We start from the raw sequence: 14,865 nt of genomic DNA, 5'->3' as shown, positions 1-14,865 counted from the left end.
GGATGCCTCTCTCCGAGTACGAGCAGCGCGTGCTCGAGCAGATGGAACGGCAGTTGACCTCTGACGATCCTCGGCTCGCGAACACGCTGACCCAGCGCGGGCACCGCCCGTTCGGCCGGTACGTCATCGCGGGAGTCGGTGCGTCCCTCGGCCTGCTCCTTCTCGTGCTCGGTGCCGCGAACAGCCTGCTCCTTCTCGTGCTCGGTGCCGCGAACAGCCTGCCGTGGCTCGGTGTCATCGGCTTCGTCGTGATGTTCGCGGCCGTGGCCTTCGCGTTCGCCGCACCGCACCGCTCGTCCGGGCACCGCTCCGGGCCGCGCGGCGTCGTGCAGAGCGACGGACAGGTGAAGCCGACGACGCCGTCGGCCCGTCAGAAGTCGAGCTTCATGTCTCGTCTCGAGGAGCGCTGGGAACGGCGCCGCGGCGAGAGCGGTCGCTGAGCAGGCTCTCGACTCCCCTCATCATCTCGTCGACCCACCCGGCCAGAACGGCGGGGTCGACCTCGGGCTGGACCCGCGCGTAGCGCTCGCGCTCCACGGTCCTGGCCAGCGACTCCAGCGCCTCGGCGGAGGTCCCGGTCAGCGGGGCGCCTGCCGCCTGCCGCAGCTGCTCGTGCACCGACGCGACGACGGTCCGCGGTGAGTCGGCGTCGGTCCAGGTGACACCTCGGGCACCGAGCCGGCGTCGGGCGCGCAGCCACGCACGCTCGGGGGTCAGGTCGGCGCGCAGCAGGCTGCGGCGCCGGACGAGCGCCAGGCCGAGCGAGGCGACCGCCAGCACGATCGCGACGGTGATCGCGACCGGCAGCCACGCCTGCTCCTCGTCCTGCGTGCCGGTCGACGACGACTGTCCACCCGGAGCGCTCGACGACGTGGCGCTGGACGCAGGCGCGGGGATGGCCTCGTCGGGCTGGCTGTCGGGCGCGGACACCCCCGTGAACGGGTCTGCCCAGCGCGGCGGTGCGCTCGTCTGCACGGCGGGGGTCGGTTCGAACCGGACCCAGCCGTAGTCCTCGAAGTACAGCTCCGGCCACGCGTGCGACCGCTGGCCGGAGACCACGTAGCTGCCGTTGCGGTCGGACTCGCCGGGCAGGAACCCGACCGCGACGCGCGCGGGGATGTCGAGGGTGCGGGCCATGATCGCCATCGAGGTGGCGAACTGCACGCAGTACCCGCGGGTCGACTGCACGAAGTCCCACACGGCGTCGTCGGACCGCGACGGCGCGACGCGCGTGTCGTAGGTGAAGTTCGACGTCGCGCGGAAGTACGTCTGGAGCGCCATGGCCTGCTCGTACGGGCTCGAGGCGTCGGCGGTGAGCTCGCGTGCCAGGTCGGCGACGTCCTGCGAGTGCGTCGTCTCGGGCACCGCGAGGGAGGCGCCGTCGTCGCCGGGGTCTCCGACCTCGGCACCGGCGAGGTCCTCCTTGGTGAGCGAGGGGATCTCCACCTGCATCCCGTACGTCATGCCGTCGAACGTGCCGCGCCGGCCGACGACCTCGTCGCGGGCGGCGTCGTACTCCCACCCGCCGCTGACGTCGACGGTGCGGGGGAAGGTGCTCACGGGCAGGCGGCGTTCGCGCAGGTTGGCGACCTCGACCTGGACGTTCGCGAGCGAGCCGCGGCGCGCGTCGGGTGTCGACCCGCGGATCTCGGGGTCCGACGCCAGCAGGGTCCCGGGGTCCCAGGTGGTCAGCTCGAGCGAGTCGGCACGGTCCCACGTGTTGCCGTCGAACGTGGTGAGCGTGAAGGCACGCAGCGGCCCGACCTCGTTGGCCGAGACCACCGCGGGGCTCGATGCGCTGGGCGAGGGGGTGGGGTCCGCTGCCGGCTCGGCCTCCACGGGCGTGACGGAGTACCGCAGCACGATCTGGCCCGACCGCGTGCCCAGGCTCTCGCGCAGGTCGAGGTTGTCGCTCAGGGACATGGGTCCCACGGGGCCGGTGCCGAAGCTGGGCATGCTCATGGTCGCCCAGCCCGGGAACGCGGCGACCGCGGGACCGGCGATGAGCGTGGCCACGATCAGCGACACCGCGGACAGGACCGCGACGCCGGCCCGCCGCCCCTGGTCGCTGTGCGCGGAGGCGGGAGCGGCGCTGAGGGCGAGCAGGAGCAGGTAGAACAGGCTGGTCCAGGCGATGGACCAACCGCTGGCGGGGAAGCCGAGGACGATCGCGGGCGTCCAGAGAGCGGCGTACGCGAGCCCGGACAGCGCGGGCACGCCGAGCCCGATCGCGAGGAGGTCGGCGAGCAGGAAGACGGCGACGGCGCCGACGACGACGAGGAGCTCGGTGGGCCGCACGCCGACCATCGGCACGAGGGACGCGTTGATGACCGCGACACCCTCGCGCGCGGTGGCCAGGGTCCGGTCCAGCGAGTCCGCGTCGGGCAGCACCTGGAGGCGACCGGGGGGCGCTCCGTACCGGACGAGGACGATGCCGACCGAGACGATCGTGCCGGCGAGCGTGGGGGCCCACCAGGAGCGGGTCACGGCGCGGACGCCGATCACGACCGCGGCGACGACGAGGACGATGAGCCAGGTGGCGACGAGCCAGCTGCCGCGCACGATCAGGCCGGTGAGCGCGAACAGGCTCGCGCAGGTCGCGGCGGCGCACAGGGCCGAGCCCAGCGCGGACCGCGGGCCGCGGGGGATGCGTTGCGCGCGGCCGGTCACTGGGCGGACCCCAGGAGGCGCAGCCAGCAGTCGACGACCGGTTCGCCGGGCGTCACCCGGCACGCCCGCCAGCCGGCACGGCGCAGCGCCTTGACGGTGTGCTCCGCCTCCGCCTCCTGCGCCGGGGTGTCGGCCCGGACGACGGCCCAGGCGAGGGCGTTGTCGGCCACGTGGGCGAGCGCGGCACGTGCGGACGCGCCGAGCGGGCCCAGCACCGCGAGCACGATCTCGCCGCCCGCCTCGGTGGTGTGCAGGAGGTGCGCCGCGGAGACCAGCGCGGCCTCACCCTGGACGGCCGAGCGGGGAGCCTCCAGGTCGATGGTGCGGTCGAGCAGGGCGCTGCGGGCGCCGGGGCCGGAGCGGTCGTGGACGAAGGTGAAGCCGGACGCGGCCACTGTGGTGTCGCGCCCGCCGCTGACCAGGCGCACGGGGTGCCCGCCGTCGAGCATGGCCAGCGACATGGACGCGGCCAAGGAGATCGACCACTCCAGGCTCGCCGCGCGGGCGGGCAGGTCCAGGAGCACCGAGACGGGGCGCATCCCGGCGCGCTCGTCGGACCGGACCATGAGGGCACCCTTGCGGGCGCTGCTGCTCCAGTGCACGCGCCGCAGGTCGTCGCCCTCGCGGTAGTCGCGCAGGGACGCGTCGTCGGTCGACGGGCTCCGCGCGCCCAGGGCGACGCGGTCGGGCTCGCCGACCAGCACGTCGCTCGGGGTGGGCAGCGGGACGACGGCCGGCCACACCGAGACCTCGGCCTGCTCGCCCAGCGTGGCGGAGGTGCGCACCACGCCGAACGGGTCGCCGCGGGTCACGACGAGCGGACCGAGCGGCCACCGGCCGCGGCGGGCGGCCTGCACCGAGTACGTGACGGTGACCCGGCGCGGGGCACGGGTCACCCGCGCACGCAGAGGTCGGCCGCCGGAGAGCTCGGTGGCCGCCTGCTCGGCGAACTTGAGCCCGGCGAGCCGGACGCGGGCGGCGGGGTCGGTCGCCGTGATCACGACCTCGATCAGCGCCTCGTCACCCGCGTGCACGGGGTTCGGGACGGCGTGCCGCAGCACGCTGAGCCGGTGCTTGCCCCGCCCCGGGTCGAGCACGCCGACGGCGACGGCTGCGCCCACGACCAGCAGCAGCGCGAGCGTGCCGATGCGGACCAGGTCGACCGCCCCGAGGACGACGCCGAGCTGCAGCGCCACGATGCCCGCGACACCGAGGGCGATCCCGCGGGGTGTCGGACGAAGGCGCATCAGCCGATCGCGCGACGCGAGCGCGCGGTGGCCGCCGCGGACGGGAGCGGGACCCGGTCGAGGATGTCGGTGACGATGTCGGACGTGCTGCGCCCGGACAGGCGGGACTCGGTGCTGGGCAGGAGGCGGTGCGCGAGCACGGGCACGCCGAGCTGCTGGACGTCGTCGGGCAGCACGTGGTCGCGCCCGTCCATGGCGGCCAGCGCCTTGGCCGCGCGCAGGAGCTGGATGGCCGCTCGCGGCGACGCACCGAGACGCAGGCCCGGGTCCTCGCGGGTCGCGGTCACGAGGTCGACGACGTACCGCTTGATGCCCGGTGCCGCGAAGAGCCGGCGGGCGGTCTCGATGAGGGCCTTCACCTGTGCGGCGTCGGTGACGGGCCGCAGGGTGTCGAGGGGGTCGGAGGTCTCCTGCAGGTCGAGCATGTCCAGCTCGGACTCGATGCTCGGATAGCCGACCGTCAGCCGGGCCATGAACCGGTCGCGCTGCGCCTCGGGCAGAGGGTAGGTGCCCTCCATCTCGACCGGGTTCTGGGTGGCGACGACGAGGAAGGGCCGAGGCAGCGGGTAGGTGCGGCCGTCGACGGTGGCCTGCGCCTCCTGCATGCACTCCAGCAGCGCCGACTGCGTCTTGGGGGAGGCGCGGTTGATCTCGTCGCCGATGACGACGTGCGCGAAGACGGGGCCGGGACGGAACTCGAACTCGTGCGTCTGCGACCGGAAGATGTTGACCCCGGTGAGGTCCGACGGCAGCAGGTCGGGCGTGAACTGGATCCGTCCGACCGTGCAGTCGATCGTCTTGGCCAGCGCCTTGGCGAGCGTCGTCTTGCCGACCCCCGGCACGTCCTCGAGGAGGAGGTGCCCCTCCGCGAGGAGCACGGCCACGGTCACGCGGACGAGCTCGGGACGACCGGTCACGACCCCTTCCACGGCGGCGCGCATCCGACGGGTGGTGTCGACGACGTCCTCGAGCTCACTCGTGGACGGGACGGCCTGCAGCATGACGCCTCCTTTGGCGGATCTGGGTCCGATCGTAAAGGTCGGGCGGCAGGAGTTCATCGCCCACCGGCCCCCCACTTCCCTCCACCACCCGCGCGGCGCAGCGCGCACCCGGTCGACGGGCCAGGGGGATTCGTCCGATCCCTCCCGGATCTGGCCTCTGAACTGCGCGTCGACACGCCCCGGTACGCCGTGCGCACCGAATCTCCCTCCACTCTGCACCACCGCTGTGACCTGCAGTTATATCCCTACGATCGGGTGAATAGTGGGAATCTCCGGTTGCTGGTGGAGTGAAGTGGAGTAGCGTGGAGGCACGTGGTGAGGAGGGGAAAACCCACACCAGCAGCAGCAGCGAGGACCGGAGGGAGGCGGGGTGACGCATGAGTCGTCCGCCGGCGTCTTCGGCTCCTTCGCGCCCTTTCTGGGCACGTACACCCCGCGTCTCGACGAGAAGGGCCGGCTCATCCTCCCGGCCAAGTTCCGCGGTCAGCTCGCCCCGGGTCTGGTCATGACCCGCGGCCAGGAGCGCTGCCTCTTCCTGCTCCCGATGCAGGAGTTCCAGCGCATGCACGACCAGCTCCGGCAGGCCCCCGTGACCAGCCGTCAGGCTCGCGACTACCTGCGCGTCTTCCTGTCCGGTGCCAGCGACGAGCTGCCCGACAAGCAGGGACGCATCTCCATCCCGCCGATGCTCCGCAAGTACGCGGGGCTGGAGCGCGACGTCGCCGTCATCGGCACCGGTACCCGGGTCGAGATCTGGGACCTCACCGCGTGGGAGACGTACCTGGCCGAGCAGGAGGCCGGGTACGCCGACACCGCGGAGGAGGTCTTCCCGAACGGTCCGTTCTAGAGATCAGGCCCCGGACGCAGCACCGCCCGGCCAGACCTCCTCCCGAATCTCTGACGCACTTCCCCGGCGTCAGAGGGTCGGTGGGGGATCTGGTCGGACGGCGGAGGGGCCGCCTGACCACATGCATCCGTGCCACCTGGGGAGGGGAGCAGCGATGAATGACGACACGACCGACCACTCGTCGGAAGCCGCCTCCCGGCACACCCCGGTGCTGCTGCAGCGCTGCCTCGACCTGCTGGCCCCCGCGTTCGACGTCGAGAACCCCGTGATGGTGGACTCGACGCTCGGCATGGGCGGCCACACCGAGGGCGTGCTGCAGGCGTTCCCGCACGTCCGCGTCGTCGGGCTGGACCGGGACACGCAGGCGCTCGACCTCGCGGGCCGCAGGCTGGCGCCGTTCGGTGACCGCTTCACCGGTGTGCACGCCGTCTACGACGAGATCAACGACGTCCTCGACCGGCTGGGCATCCCGGCGGTGCAGGGCGTGCTCATGGACCTCGGTGTCTCCTCGCTGCAGCTCGACGAGCGCGAGCGCGGCTTCTCCTACTCGGCCGACGCGCCGCTCGACATGCGCATGGACGCCACGACGGGGCAGACCGCGGCGGACGTCCTCAACACCTACGACGAGCGCGACCTCGCGCGGATCCTGCGGGTCTACGGCGAGGAGCGGTTCGCGCCGCGCATCGCCCGGGCGATCGTCGCGCAGCGCGCACGGCGACCGCTGGAGCGCACGGGGGAGCTGGTGAGCATCGTGCGCGCCAACATCCCCGCGGCGACCCGCAAGACCGGCGGCAACCCGGCCAAGCGCACGTTCCAGGCACTGCGGATCGAGGTGAACGGCGAGATCGAGGTGCTGGAGCGTGCGCTCCCGCAGTCGATCGAGGCGCTCGCCGTGGGCGGCCGGATCGTCGTCGAGGCGTACCACTCGCTCGAGGACCGCGCGGTCAAGCGGGCGCTCGCCGTCGGAGCGACGTCGAGCGCCCCGCCCGACCTGCCCGTCGTGCCCGAGACCCACGCCCCGTTCCTGCGCCTCGTGACCCGCGGTGCCGAGGAGGCCGACGAGGCCGAGATCGCGCACAACCCCCGTTCGCAGTCGGTCCGGCTCCGCGCCGCCGAGCGCGTCCGTCACACGCCCGACCACCTCAAGCCACGCCAGACCGGAAGGAGGGCAGCATGAGCGCCCAGACCGCTGCCCGAGCAACTGCCTACCCGGCACCGTCCCGCCCGCGCCCGACCACGGGGAGCACCGCGCCGGCACCCCGGTTGCGTGTCGTCCGCGCGCCGGAGCACGCACGGACGCGCGTGCCGTTCATCCTTGCCTGCATGGCCGTCCTCGCCGGAGCGCTCCTGTCGGCGCTGCTCCTCAACACCTCGATGGCAGCCAGCGCGTACGACAGGTACGACCTGTCCAACGAGCTGGGTCGGCTGAACCAGGACCAGCAGGACCTCACGGCGCAGCTCGACGCCAAGGCCTCTCCCACCCAGCTCGCCGCGGCGGCGACCGCGCTCGGCATGGTCCCGACGAACGGCACGGGGTGGCTGCGGCTGTCGGACGGAAGCGTGCAGGGCGTCCCCGAGCCCGCAGGAGCCGGGGGATGACGACACCGGTCGCGCGCCCACGCGTGCGCACCGAGCAGACCCGTCGTCTGGCGCCGGGAAACCGCGCGGCGGGGGCGACGGTCCCACGGCAGCGCGCGACGGCCGGTCCGCGGACGGTCGTCGTGCCGCCTGCGCGCACCCGCAACGGGACGCCACCCGCAGGTCCCGTCCAGCCGGGGTCGCGCGGTCGGATGGCGTTCCTCGCCGCTCTGGTCATCGTGGCGCTCGCCGTGTTCGGCGGGCGCCTGGTGTACGTCCAGGGACTGCGCGGCGCCGCGATCGCCGAGGAGGCGCGCAACTCCCGGCTGAGCCCGATCAACCTGCTCGGCAGCCGCGGCGAGATCACCGACGCCAAGGGCGTCCCGCTGGCGACGTCCGTCGAGCGGTACGAGATCTCGGTGAACCAGGTGCTGGTCGCGAAGTTCAAGGGCACGCAGAACCCTCCCGTCCCGGACGGTGCTGCGGGAGTCGCCGCGATCCTCGCGCCCCTGCTCGACATGAACCCCGCCGAGCTCGGCGGCGCGCTCGTGGGCGACCGGAAGTTCGTGTACATCCGCAAGGACGTGCTGCCCCAGGTGGCGCGCGACATCCGCAAGCTCGGGCTGAGCGGTGTCAACGTCGACCGCGTCGCGGAGCGCGTCTACCCGAACGGCACCCTGGCGGGCAACGTCATCGGCTTCGTGAACTCCAGCGGTGTCGGGCTCGCCGGGCTCGAGGCGTCGCTGGACGACCGGCTCACCGGTACACCCGGCCAGGAGATCTACGAGCGCGGCCGCAAGGGCCAGGCGATCCCGGGGGGCTACTCCGAGATCACGCCGGCGACGCAGGGCGACACCGTCCAGCTCACGCTGCTGTCCGACGTCCAGTGGAAGGCCCAGTCCGCGCTCGACGCGCAGGTCGCCGCGACCGGCTCGTCGTCCGGGTCCCTCATCGTCATGGACACGAAGACCGGCGAGGTCTACGCGCTCGCCGACTCGGGGTCCGTCGACCCGAACCACCCCGGCGAGGCGTCGGGCTCGCTGTCCAGCGCCGTCTCCGACGTCTTCGAGCCGGGGTCGACGGGCAAGGTCATCACGATGGCCGCCATCCTCGACAACAAGATCGCCGACCCGTACACGCAGTGGGAGGTGCCGTACACGTACTCGCCCGACGGGAAGGAGACGTTCAAGGACTCCCACGAGCACGGCCTCCTGCGGCTCACCACGACGGGGGTGCTCGCGGAGTCCTCGAACACGGGGACCGTGATGATCGGCCAGCAGCTGCCCGTCCAGACGCGGTACGACTACCTGGCGAAGTTCGGCTTCGGCTCGCTGACGGGGATCGAGATGTCGGGGGAGTCCAAGGGCATCCTGCACCCGGTGGACAGCTGGCAGCGACGGGACAAGTTCGCCGTCCTGTTCGGCCAGGCGGTGTCCGTGACGGCGCTGCAGGCCACGCAGGTCTTCGCGACGATCGCCAACGGCGGCGTGCGCGTGCAGCCGCACATCGTCAAGGGGTGGACGTCCCCGGACGGCACCTACACGCCGGCGCCCGCGGCGGCGTCGACGCAGGTGGTGTCGCCCGAGACCGCCAAGACCGTGCTCACGATGATGCAGAGCGTGGTCGACGACGGCACCGGCTCGAACGCGGCGATCCCCGGGTACCAGGTCGCCGGCAAGACCGGGACGGCGCAGAACTGGGTGGGTGGGGTGCAGGGCATCACGGCGTCGTTCATCGGCGTCGCGCCCGCCGACGACCCGCGCATCGCGGTCGCGGTGATCCTGCACAACCCGAAGACGTCGGTCTACGGCGGCACGGTCGCGGCGCCGGTGTTCAGCGACGTCGCCGGCTACACGCTCAGCGAGCTCGGTGTCGCGCCGTCGGGCACCACCGGGACGCTCTTCCCGACGACGTGGTGACCGACCCGCACCGGGCGTGGGAGGTCGGCGTCCGGGGTAGATTCTCCCCATGACGACCCCCGCTCGGATGCGTCCGCTGCATCCCGCGGCCCACCTGGTCGCCGACCTCGTCTCCACGTTCGGCCTGGTCGCGCGGGGTGCACCGTTCCCGGCCGACGCGGTGCTGACCGGTGTGAGCCTGGCCAGCGGCGACGTGGTCGCCGGTGATGTGTTCGTCGCGGTCGCGGGGTTCACCGTGCACGGCGCGGCGTACTCCTCGCAGGCGGTCGACGCGGGTGCCGTGGCGGTCCTCACCGACGAGGCCGGCGCCGCGCTGCTGGAGGACTCCGGCCTGGCCCGACGGGTCCCCGTCCTGGTCGCCGACGACCCGCGCGCGATCGCGGGGCCGGTCGCCGCCTGGGCGCACGACGCCCCCGGTGAGCACCTCGTCGCGGTCGGCGTGACGGGCACCAACGGCAAGACGACCACCGCCTACTTCCTCGACGCCGCGCTGCGGGCGGCGCACGCGACCACCGCCGTGCTCGGCACCGTCGAGCTGCGCATCGGCGAGGACGCCGTCGAGAGCCCGCGCACCACGGTCGAGGCGCCCGCCCTGCAGGCGATCCTCGCGCTGGCGGTCGAGCGAGGTGCGACGGCGCTCGCCATGGAGGTGTCCTCGCACGCGCTCGCGCTCGGGCGGGTCGGCGGGCTGACGTTCGACGTCGTCGGGTTCACCAACCTGCAGCGGGACCATCTCGACTTCCACGGCGACATGGAGGGGTACTTCCGGGACAAGTCCCGGCTGTTCGCCACCGGTCAGGCGCGTCGCGGGGTGGTCGTGGTGGACGACGAGTGGGGCCGCCGGCTGGTGGCCGAGTCTCCGATCCCCGTCGAGTCCGTCGCCACGCACGTGGGAGAGCCCGAGGGCGACGACGCGGACTGGGCCGTGGTCGCCGCCGACATCGGCCTGGACGGCGTCGGGTCGACGTTCACGCTGCGCGGTCCCGACGGCGCGCTGCACACCGCCCACAGCCCGCTGCCGGGCATGGTGAACGTCTCGAACGCCGCGCTGGCGATCGTGCTCGCGCACGCGGCCGGCGTCGACCTCGACGTGGCGATCGACGCCGTCGCGGTCGCGCACGAGATCCCGGGGCGCATGGAGCGGGTCATCGAGCGCGGCGACGGCTTCCCGCTCGCGATCGTCGACTACGCGCACACCCCCGACGCGCTCGTCCTCGCCCTCGACGCGGTCCGCCCGATCACCCCGGGCCGGCTCGTCCTCGTCTTCGGGTCCGACGGCGACCGCGACCAGGGCAAGCGCCCGATCATGGGCGAGATCGCCGCCCGGCTCGCCGACGTGATCGTCGTCACCGACGAGAACCCTCGTTCCGAGGAGCCGGCGGCCATCAGATCCGCCATCCTCGACGGGGTCCGGTCGGTACGGCCGGACCTGGTCGACGTGCACGAGGCGACGAGCCGTGCGCAGGCCATCCGCGACGCCCTGGACCTCGCCTCGGAGCAGGACACCGTGATCATCACGGGCAAGGGGCACGAGCCGACACAGGAGATCGCCGGCGTGTTCCACCGCTACAACGACCGCGACGTGCTGACCGCAGCCCGCACCAGCCGGCGGGAGCAGCACGCGTGATCGCCCTCACGGCGGCCGAGATCGCGGCCGCGACCGGAGGTGTGCTGCGCGGTGCGGCGGCCACCGAGCCCGCCCTCGTGGTGAGCGGACCCGTCGTGGTCGACTCGCGCGACGACGTCACCGGTGGGCTGTTCGTCGCGCTGCCGGGCGAGAACGTGGACGGCCACGACTACGCCTCCGTGGCGGTCGCCGGCGGGGCGGCGCTCGTGCTCGCCGCGCGCGACGTCGTCGGGGCCGGCGGGGACGTCCTGCCGAGCGTCGTCGTCGCCGACGTCGAGAAGGCGCTCGGCGACCTCGCCCGCGTCGTCCTCGAGCGGTTGCGCGAGGCTGCGCTCGAGCCCGGGGGGAGCGACCTGCGGGTCGTGGGCATCACCGGGTCCGTGGGCAAGACGACGACCAAGGACCTGCTGGCCCAGCTGTGCGGGAGCGTCGGGCCGACGATCGCGCCGGTCCGCTCGTTCAACAACGAGATCGGCCTGCCGCTCACCGTGCTGCGCGCCGACGAGTCGACCCGCTTCCTCGTGCTCGAGATGGGCGCCAGCGGTCCGGGGCACCTCACCTACCTCACCGACATCGCGCCGCCGGACGTCGCGGTGGTCCTCATCGTGGGGCACGCCCACCTCGGCGGGTTCGGCGGCATCGACGCGGTCGCCGTCGCGAAGGCCGAGATCGTGCAGGGCCTCGTGGCGGACGGGGTCGCCGTCCTCAACGCCGACGACCCGCGCGTGTCCGCGATGGCGTCGCTCGCCCCCGGGGACGTCGTGACGTTCGGTGCCGCCCCCGATGCGACGGTCGGCGTGCGGGACGTCCGCCTGGACCGCGCCGGCCGCGCGACGTTCACGCTCGTGCAGCGTGCCGAGGCCGAGCGCACCGCCGAGGTGTCGTTGCGGCTGGTCGGCGAGCACCACGTGCACAACGCCCTCGGGGCCGCGGCCGCCGCGCTCGCCGTCGGGCTCGACCTGGACCAGGTCGCCGCCGGGCTCAGCGCCGCGGACGCCCTGAGCCCGCACCGCATGCACGTGGTCGACCGGCCCGACGGCGTCACGGTCGTCGACGACTCCTACAACGCCAACCCGGACTCGATGCGGGCCGCGCTCAAGGCGCTGGCCGTCCTGGCCGGGCGGGACCGGCGCTCCATCGCGGTGCTCGGCGAGATGCTCGAGCTGGGCCCGGACGCGCGCGAGGCCCACGACGCCATCGGGCGGCTCTGCGTCCGGCTCAACATCGGACTGACCATCGTGGTGGGCGAGGGCGCTCGGGGCATCCGCGACGGCGCGAACCACGAGGGGTCGTGGGGCGACGAGGTCGTGCTCGCGGACGACCTCACCGTCGCGACGGCCTTCCTGGAGTCCGAGCTGCGGCCCGGTGACGTGGTGCTCGTGAAGTCGTCGTACGGCGCCGGGCTCTGGAAGCTGGGCGACACGCTGGTCGAGGGAGGCGTCCGATGAGGGCGGTCCTGATCTCCGGCGGGCTCGCGATGCTCATCGCCCTGCTCGGCACACCCCTGTTCATCCGGTTCCTCATCCACAAGCAGTACGGCCAGTTCATCCGGCAGGACGGACCGACCGCGCACTTCACCAAGCGCGGCACCCCGACCATGGGTGGCGTCGTCATCATCGGTGCGACGCTGGCCGGCTGGGTCGGCGGCCTCATCGCGACCGGGACGCCGCCGAGCGCGTCGGCCGTCCTGGTCCTGTTCCTCATGACCGGGCTGGGCATCGTCGGGTTCCTCGACGACTTCATCAAGATCTCCCGTCAGCGCAGCCTCGGTCTGAACGCGCGGTGGAAGATCGTCGGCCAGGGCATCGTGGGCATCACGTTCGCGGTCGCGGCCCTGCAGTTCCCCAACGACAAGTTCCGGACGCCCGCGTCCACGCGGATCTCGTTCATCCGCGACACCAACCTGGACCTGGCGTTCTGGGGCGTGACCGTCGGCACGATCCTGTTCGTGATCTGGGCGAACTTCCTGATCACGGCGTGGTCGAACGCGGTCAACCTGACCGACGGCCTCGACGGCCTGGCCACCGGCGTCTCCCTCATCGTGTTCGGCGCGTACGTCATCGTCTGCGTCTGGCAGTTCAACCAGAGCTGCCAGCTCCTGCAGAGCGTCGGGCCGAGCTGCTACGAGACGCGGGACCCGCTGGACCTCGCGGTCGTGGCGGCGGCCATCACGGGGGCGTGCTTCGGGTTCCTGTGGTGGAACGCCAGCCCCGCCAAGATCTTCATGGGGGACACCGGCTCGCTCGCGCTCGGTGGTGCGCTCGCCGGGCTGTCGATCCTGTCCCGCACGGAGATCCTCGCCGCGATCATCGGCGGCCTGTTCGTGCTCGTCGTCCTCTCGGACGTCATCCAGATCGGTTTCTTCAAGCTGACCGGGAGACGGGTCTTCAAGATGGCACCGCTGCACCACCACTTCGAGCTGTCGGGGTGGGGCGAGGTCACGATCGTCATCCGGTTCTGGATCATCGCCGGGTTGTTCGTCGCGCTCGGCGTCGGGATCTTCTACGCCGAGTGGGTGGCCGGGTAGGTGGGGTCTCTCGTGCTGGAGGGCGCCCTCGTGGTCGTCGCCGGGCTCGGGGTGTCCGGACGTGCCGCGGTCGAGGTCCTGGCATCCCGGGGCGCGCGCGTGGTGCCCGTCGACGACCACGCCGACGACGTCATCGGCTCCGCGGAGCTCCTCGAGGGGACCGTGCTGGACCGCGCGGACCTCGTCGTCGCGTCGCCGGGGCTGGCGCCGCACCACCCGCTCCTCGTGGCCGCGCGTGAGCACGACGTGCCCGTGTGGAGCGAGGTCGAGCTCGCGTGGCACGTGCGCGTCGACCGCGCGGCCGGCGGCGGACCGGCGCCGTGGCTCGCGATCACCGGGACCAACGGCAAGACGACCACCGTCGGCATGCTGGAGTCGATCCTGCGCGCGGCGGGCGAGAACGCCGTGGCGGTCGGGAACGTCGGCACCCCCGTCGTCCTCGCGGCCACCGACCCGACGCTCGACGTCCTCGCCGTGGAGCTGTCGAGCTTCCAGCTGCACCACACGTCGTCGATGTCCGCGCAGGCGGCCGCCGTCCTCAACGTCGCACCCGACCACCTCGACTGGCACGGGTCCCTGGACGCCTACGCCGCGGACAAGGGCCGGATCTTCGAGCGCGCCCAGGTGGCGTGCGTGTACAACCTCGCCGACCCCGCGACCGAGGGCCTGGTGCGGGAGGCGGACGTCGTCGACGGCTGCGTCGCCGTCGGCTTCACCCTCGGCACGCCGCTGGTCGGGCAGGTCGGCCTGGTCGAGGACGTGCTGGTCGACCGCGGGTTCGCGCGGCTCCGGCACACCCATGCCGCCGAGCTGGGCACGCTCGACGACCTGGCGCAGCTGGCCGGTCCGGACGGCACGGTGCCGCCGCACGTCGTGGCGAACGCGCTCGCCGCCGCCGCGCTCGCCCTCGCGCACGGCGTGACACCGGCGGCGGTCCGCGAGGGGCTGCGCGCGTACGGGCCGGGGGAGCACCGACTCGCCACCGTCGCCGTGGTCGACGGCGCCGCCTACGTGGACGACTCCAAGGCGACGAACGCCCACGCGGCCGCCGCGGCCCTCGGGGCGTTCCCGGCGGGCAGCGTCGTGTGGATCGCGGGCGGTCTGGCCAAGGGCGCGCAGTTCGACGAGCTCGTCGCCGCCCGGCACGACCGCCTCCGGGCCGTGGTGCTGATCGGGGTCGACCGCGCACCGCTGCGGGACGCTCTGGCCCGACACGCACCCGAGGTCCCCGTGGTCGAGGTCGACGCCGGTGAGACTGGCCCGGTGATGACGAGTGCCGTGGACGAGGCCAGGCGGCTCGCCGCCGACCCCGGCGCGCCGGGACCGGTCACCGTGCTGCTCGCCCCCGCCTGCGCGTCGATGGACCAGTTCGCGTCGTACGCCGCGCGGGGGGAGGCGTTCGCTGACGCCGTGCGTGCGCTCGGCGGGGACGAGTGACGCGCCGGGAGG

Annotated in this window: 12 protein-coding genes; 9 read left to right on the top strand and 3 right to left on the bottom strand. The window is 73.1% G+C overall.

Annotated features, from left to right (window positions below):
• Nucleotides 1-2 precede the first annotated feature (2 nt).
• Nucleotides 3-440, top strand: coding sequence for an SCO2097 family morphological protein (locus CTE05_RS16180; RefSeq protein ID WP_146847337.1), 438 nt, complete (start codon nucleotides 3-5; stop codon nucleotides 438-440).
• Here CTE05_RS16180 and CTE05_RS16175 read toward each other — a convergent pair.
• Genes CTE05_RS16175 through CTE05_RS16165 form a run of 3 tightly spaced genes read right to left on the bottom strand, consistent with a single transcriptional unit; the run spans nucleotide 385 to nucleotide 4,918 of the window.
• Nucleotides 385-2,670, bottom strand: coding sequence for a transglutaminase TgpA family protein (locus tag CTE05_RS16175; RefSeq protein WP_146847336.1), 2,286 nt, complete (start codon nucleotides 2,668-2,670; stop codon nucleotides 385-387). The two genes, CTE05_RS16180 and CTE05_RS16175, sit on opposite strands and share 56 nt — an antisense overlap.
• The gene (locus CTE05_RS16170; RefSeq protein ID WP_146847335.1) at nucleotides 2,667-3,917 is read right to left on the bottom strand and encodes a DUF58 domain-containing protein; all 1,251 of its coding nucleotides are present in this window, start codon (nucleotides 3,915-3,917) and stop codon (nucleotides 2,667-2,669) included. The genes CTE05_RS16175 and CTE05_RS16170 overlap by 4 nt, the downstream gene beginning before the upstream one ends.
• On the bottom strand, nucleotides 3,917-4,918 hold the full coding sequence (locus CTE05_RS16165; protein WP_146847334.1) for an AAA family ATPase: 1,002 nt from the start codon (nucleotides 4,916-4,918) through the stop codon (nucleotides 3,917-3,919). Before CTE05_RS16165 ends, CTE05_RS16170 begins: the two co-directional genes overlap by 1 nt.
• Nucleotides 4,919-5,288: 370 nt before the next feature.
• On the opposite strand from CTE05_RS16165, the gene mraZ reads away from it, so the two are divergent.
• The 8 genes from mraZ to murD all read left to right on the top strand — a co-directional run bounded on the left by mraZ (nucleotide 5,289) and on the right by murD (nucleotide 14,853).
• The gene (gene mraZ, locus CTE05_RS16160; protein ID WP_055921977.1) at nucleotides 5,289-5,765 is read left to right on the top strand and encodes a division/cell wall cluster transcriptional repressor MraZ; all 477 of its coding nucleotides are present in this window, start codon (nucleotides 5,289-5,291) and stop codon (nucleotides 5,763-5,765) included.
• A gap of 154 nt (nucleotides 5,766-5,919) precedes the next feature.
• Nucleotides 5,920-6,942: a 16S rRNA (cytosine(1402)-N(4))-methyltransferase RsmH gene (gene rsmH, locus CTE05_RS16155; protein ID WP_146847333.1), complete on the top strand. Its 1,023-nt coding sequence runs from the start codon at nucleotides 5,920-5,922 to the stop codon at nucleotides 6,940-6,942.
• Nucleotides 6,939-7,364, top strand: coding sequence for a cell division protein FtsL (gene ftsL, locus CTE05_RS16150; protein WP_146847332.1), 426 nt, complete (start codon nucleotides 6,939-6,941; stop codon nucleotides 7,362-7,364). Before rsmH ends, ftsL begins: the two co-directional genes overlap by 4 nt.
• The gene (locus CTE05_RS16145) at nucleotides 7,361-9,262 is read left to right on the top strand and encodes a peptidoglycan D,D-transpeptidase FtsI family protein (protein ID WP_146847331.1); all 1,902 of its coding nucleotides are present in this window, start codon (nucleotides 7,361-7,363) and stop codon (nucleotides 9,260-9,262) included. Before ftsL ends, CTE05_RS16145 begins: the two co-directional genes overlap by 4 nt.
• 49 nt (nucleotides 9,263-9,311) lie before the next feature.
• On the top strand, nucleotides 9,312-10,889 hold the full coding sequence (locus CTE05_RS16140) for a UDP-N-acetylmuramoyl-L-alanyl-D-glutamate--2,6-diaminopimelate ligase (RefSeq protein ID WP_146847330.1): 1,578 nt from the start codon (nucleotides 9,312-9,314) through the stop codon (nucleotides 10,887-10,889).
• Nucleotides 10,886-12,337 carry a UDP-N-acetylmuramoyl-tripeptide--D-alanyl-D-alanine ligase gene (locus tag CTE05_RS16135; RefSeq protein ID WP_146847329.1) on the top strand — a complete coding sequence of 484 codons (1,452 nt, stop codon included), beginning with the start codon at nucleotides 10,886-10,888 and terminating at the stop codon, nucleotides 12,335-12,337. The genes CTE05_RS16140 and CTE05_RS16135 overlap by 4 nt, the downstream gene beginning before the upstream one ends.
• The gene (gene mraY, locus CTE05_RS16130) at nucleotides 12,334-13,416 is read left to right on the top strand and encodes a phospho-N-acetylmuramoyl-pentapeptide-transferase (RefSeq protein WP_146847328.1); all 1,083 of its coding nucleotides are present in this window, start codon (nucleotides 12,334-12,336) and stop codon (nucleotides 13,414-13,416) included. Before CTE05_RS16135 ends, mraY begins: the two co-directional genes overlap by 4 nt.
• Nucleotides 13,417-14,853: a UDP-N-acetylmuramoyl-L-alanine--D-glutamate ligase gene (gene murD / locus CTE05_RS16125; protein WP_146847327.1), complete on the top strand. Its 1,437-nt coding sequence runs from the start codon at nucleotides 13,417-13,419 to the stop codon at nucleotides 14,851-14,853.
• Nucleotides 14,854-14,865 lie beyond the last annotated feature (12 nt).

Source organism: Cellulomonas terrae, assembly GCF_007990265.1.
In the GTDB taxonomy this organism is placed as follows: Bacteria; Actinomycetota; Actinomycetes; order Actinomycetales; family Cellulomonadaceae; genus Cellulomonas; species Cellulomonas terrae.
The sequence above is the reverse complement of the archived record's forward strand: the minus strand, read 5'-3'. Positions and strand labels throughout refer to the sequence as shown.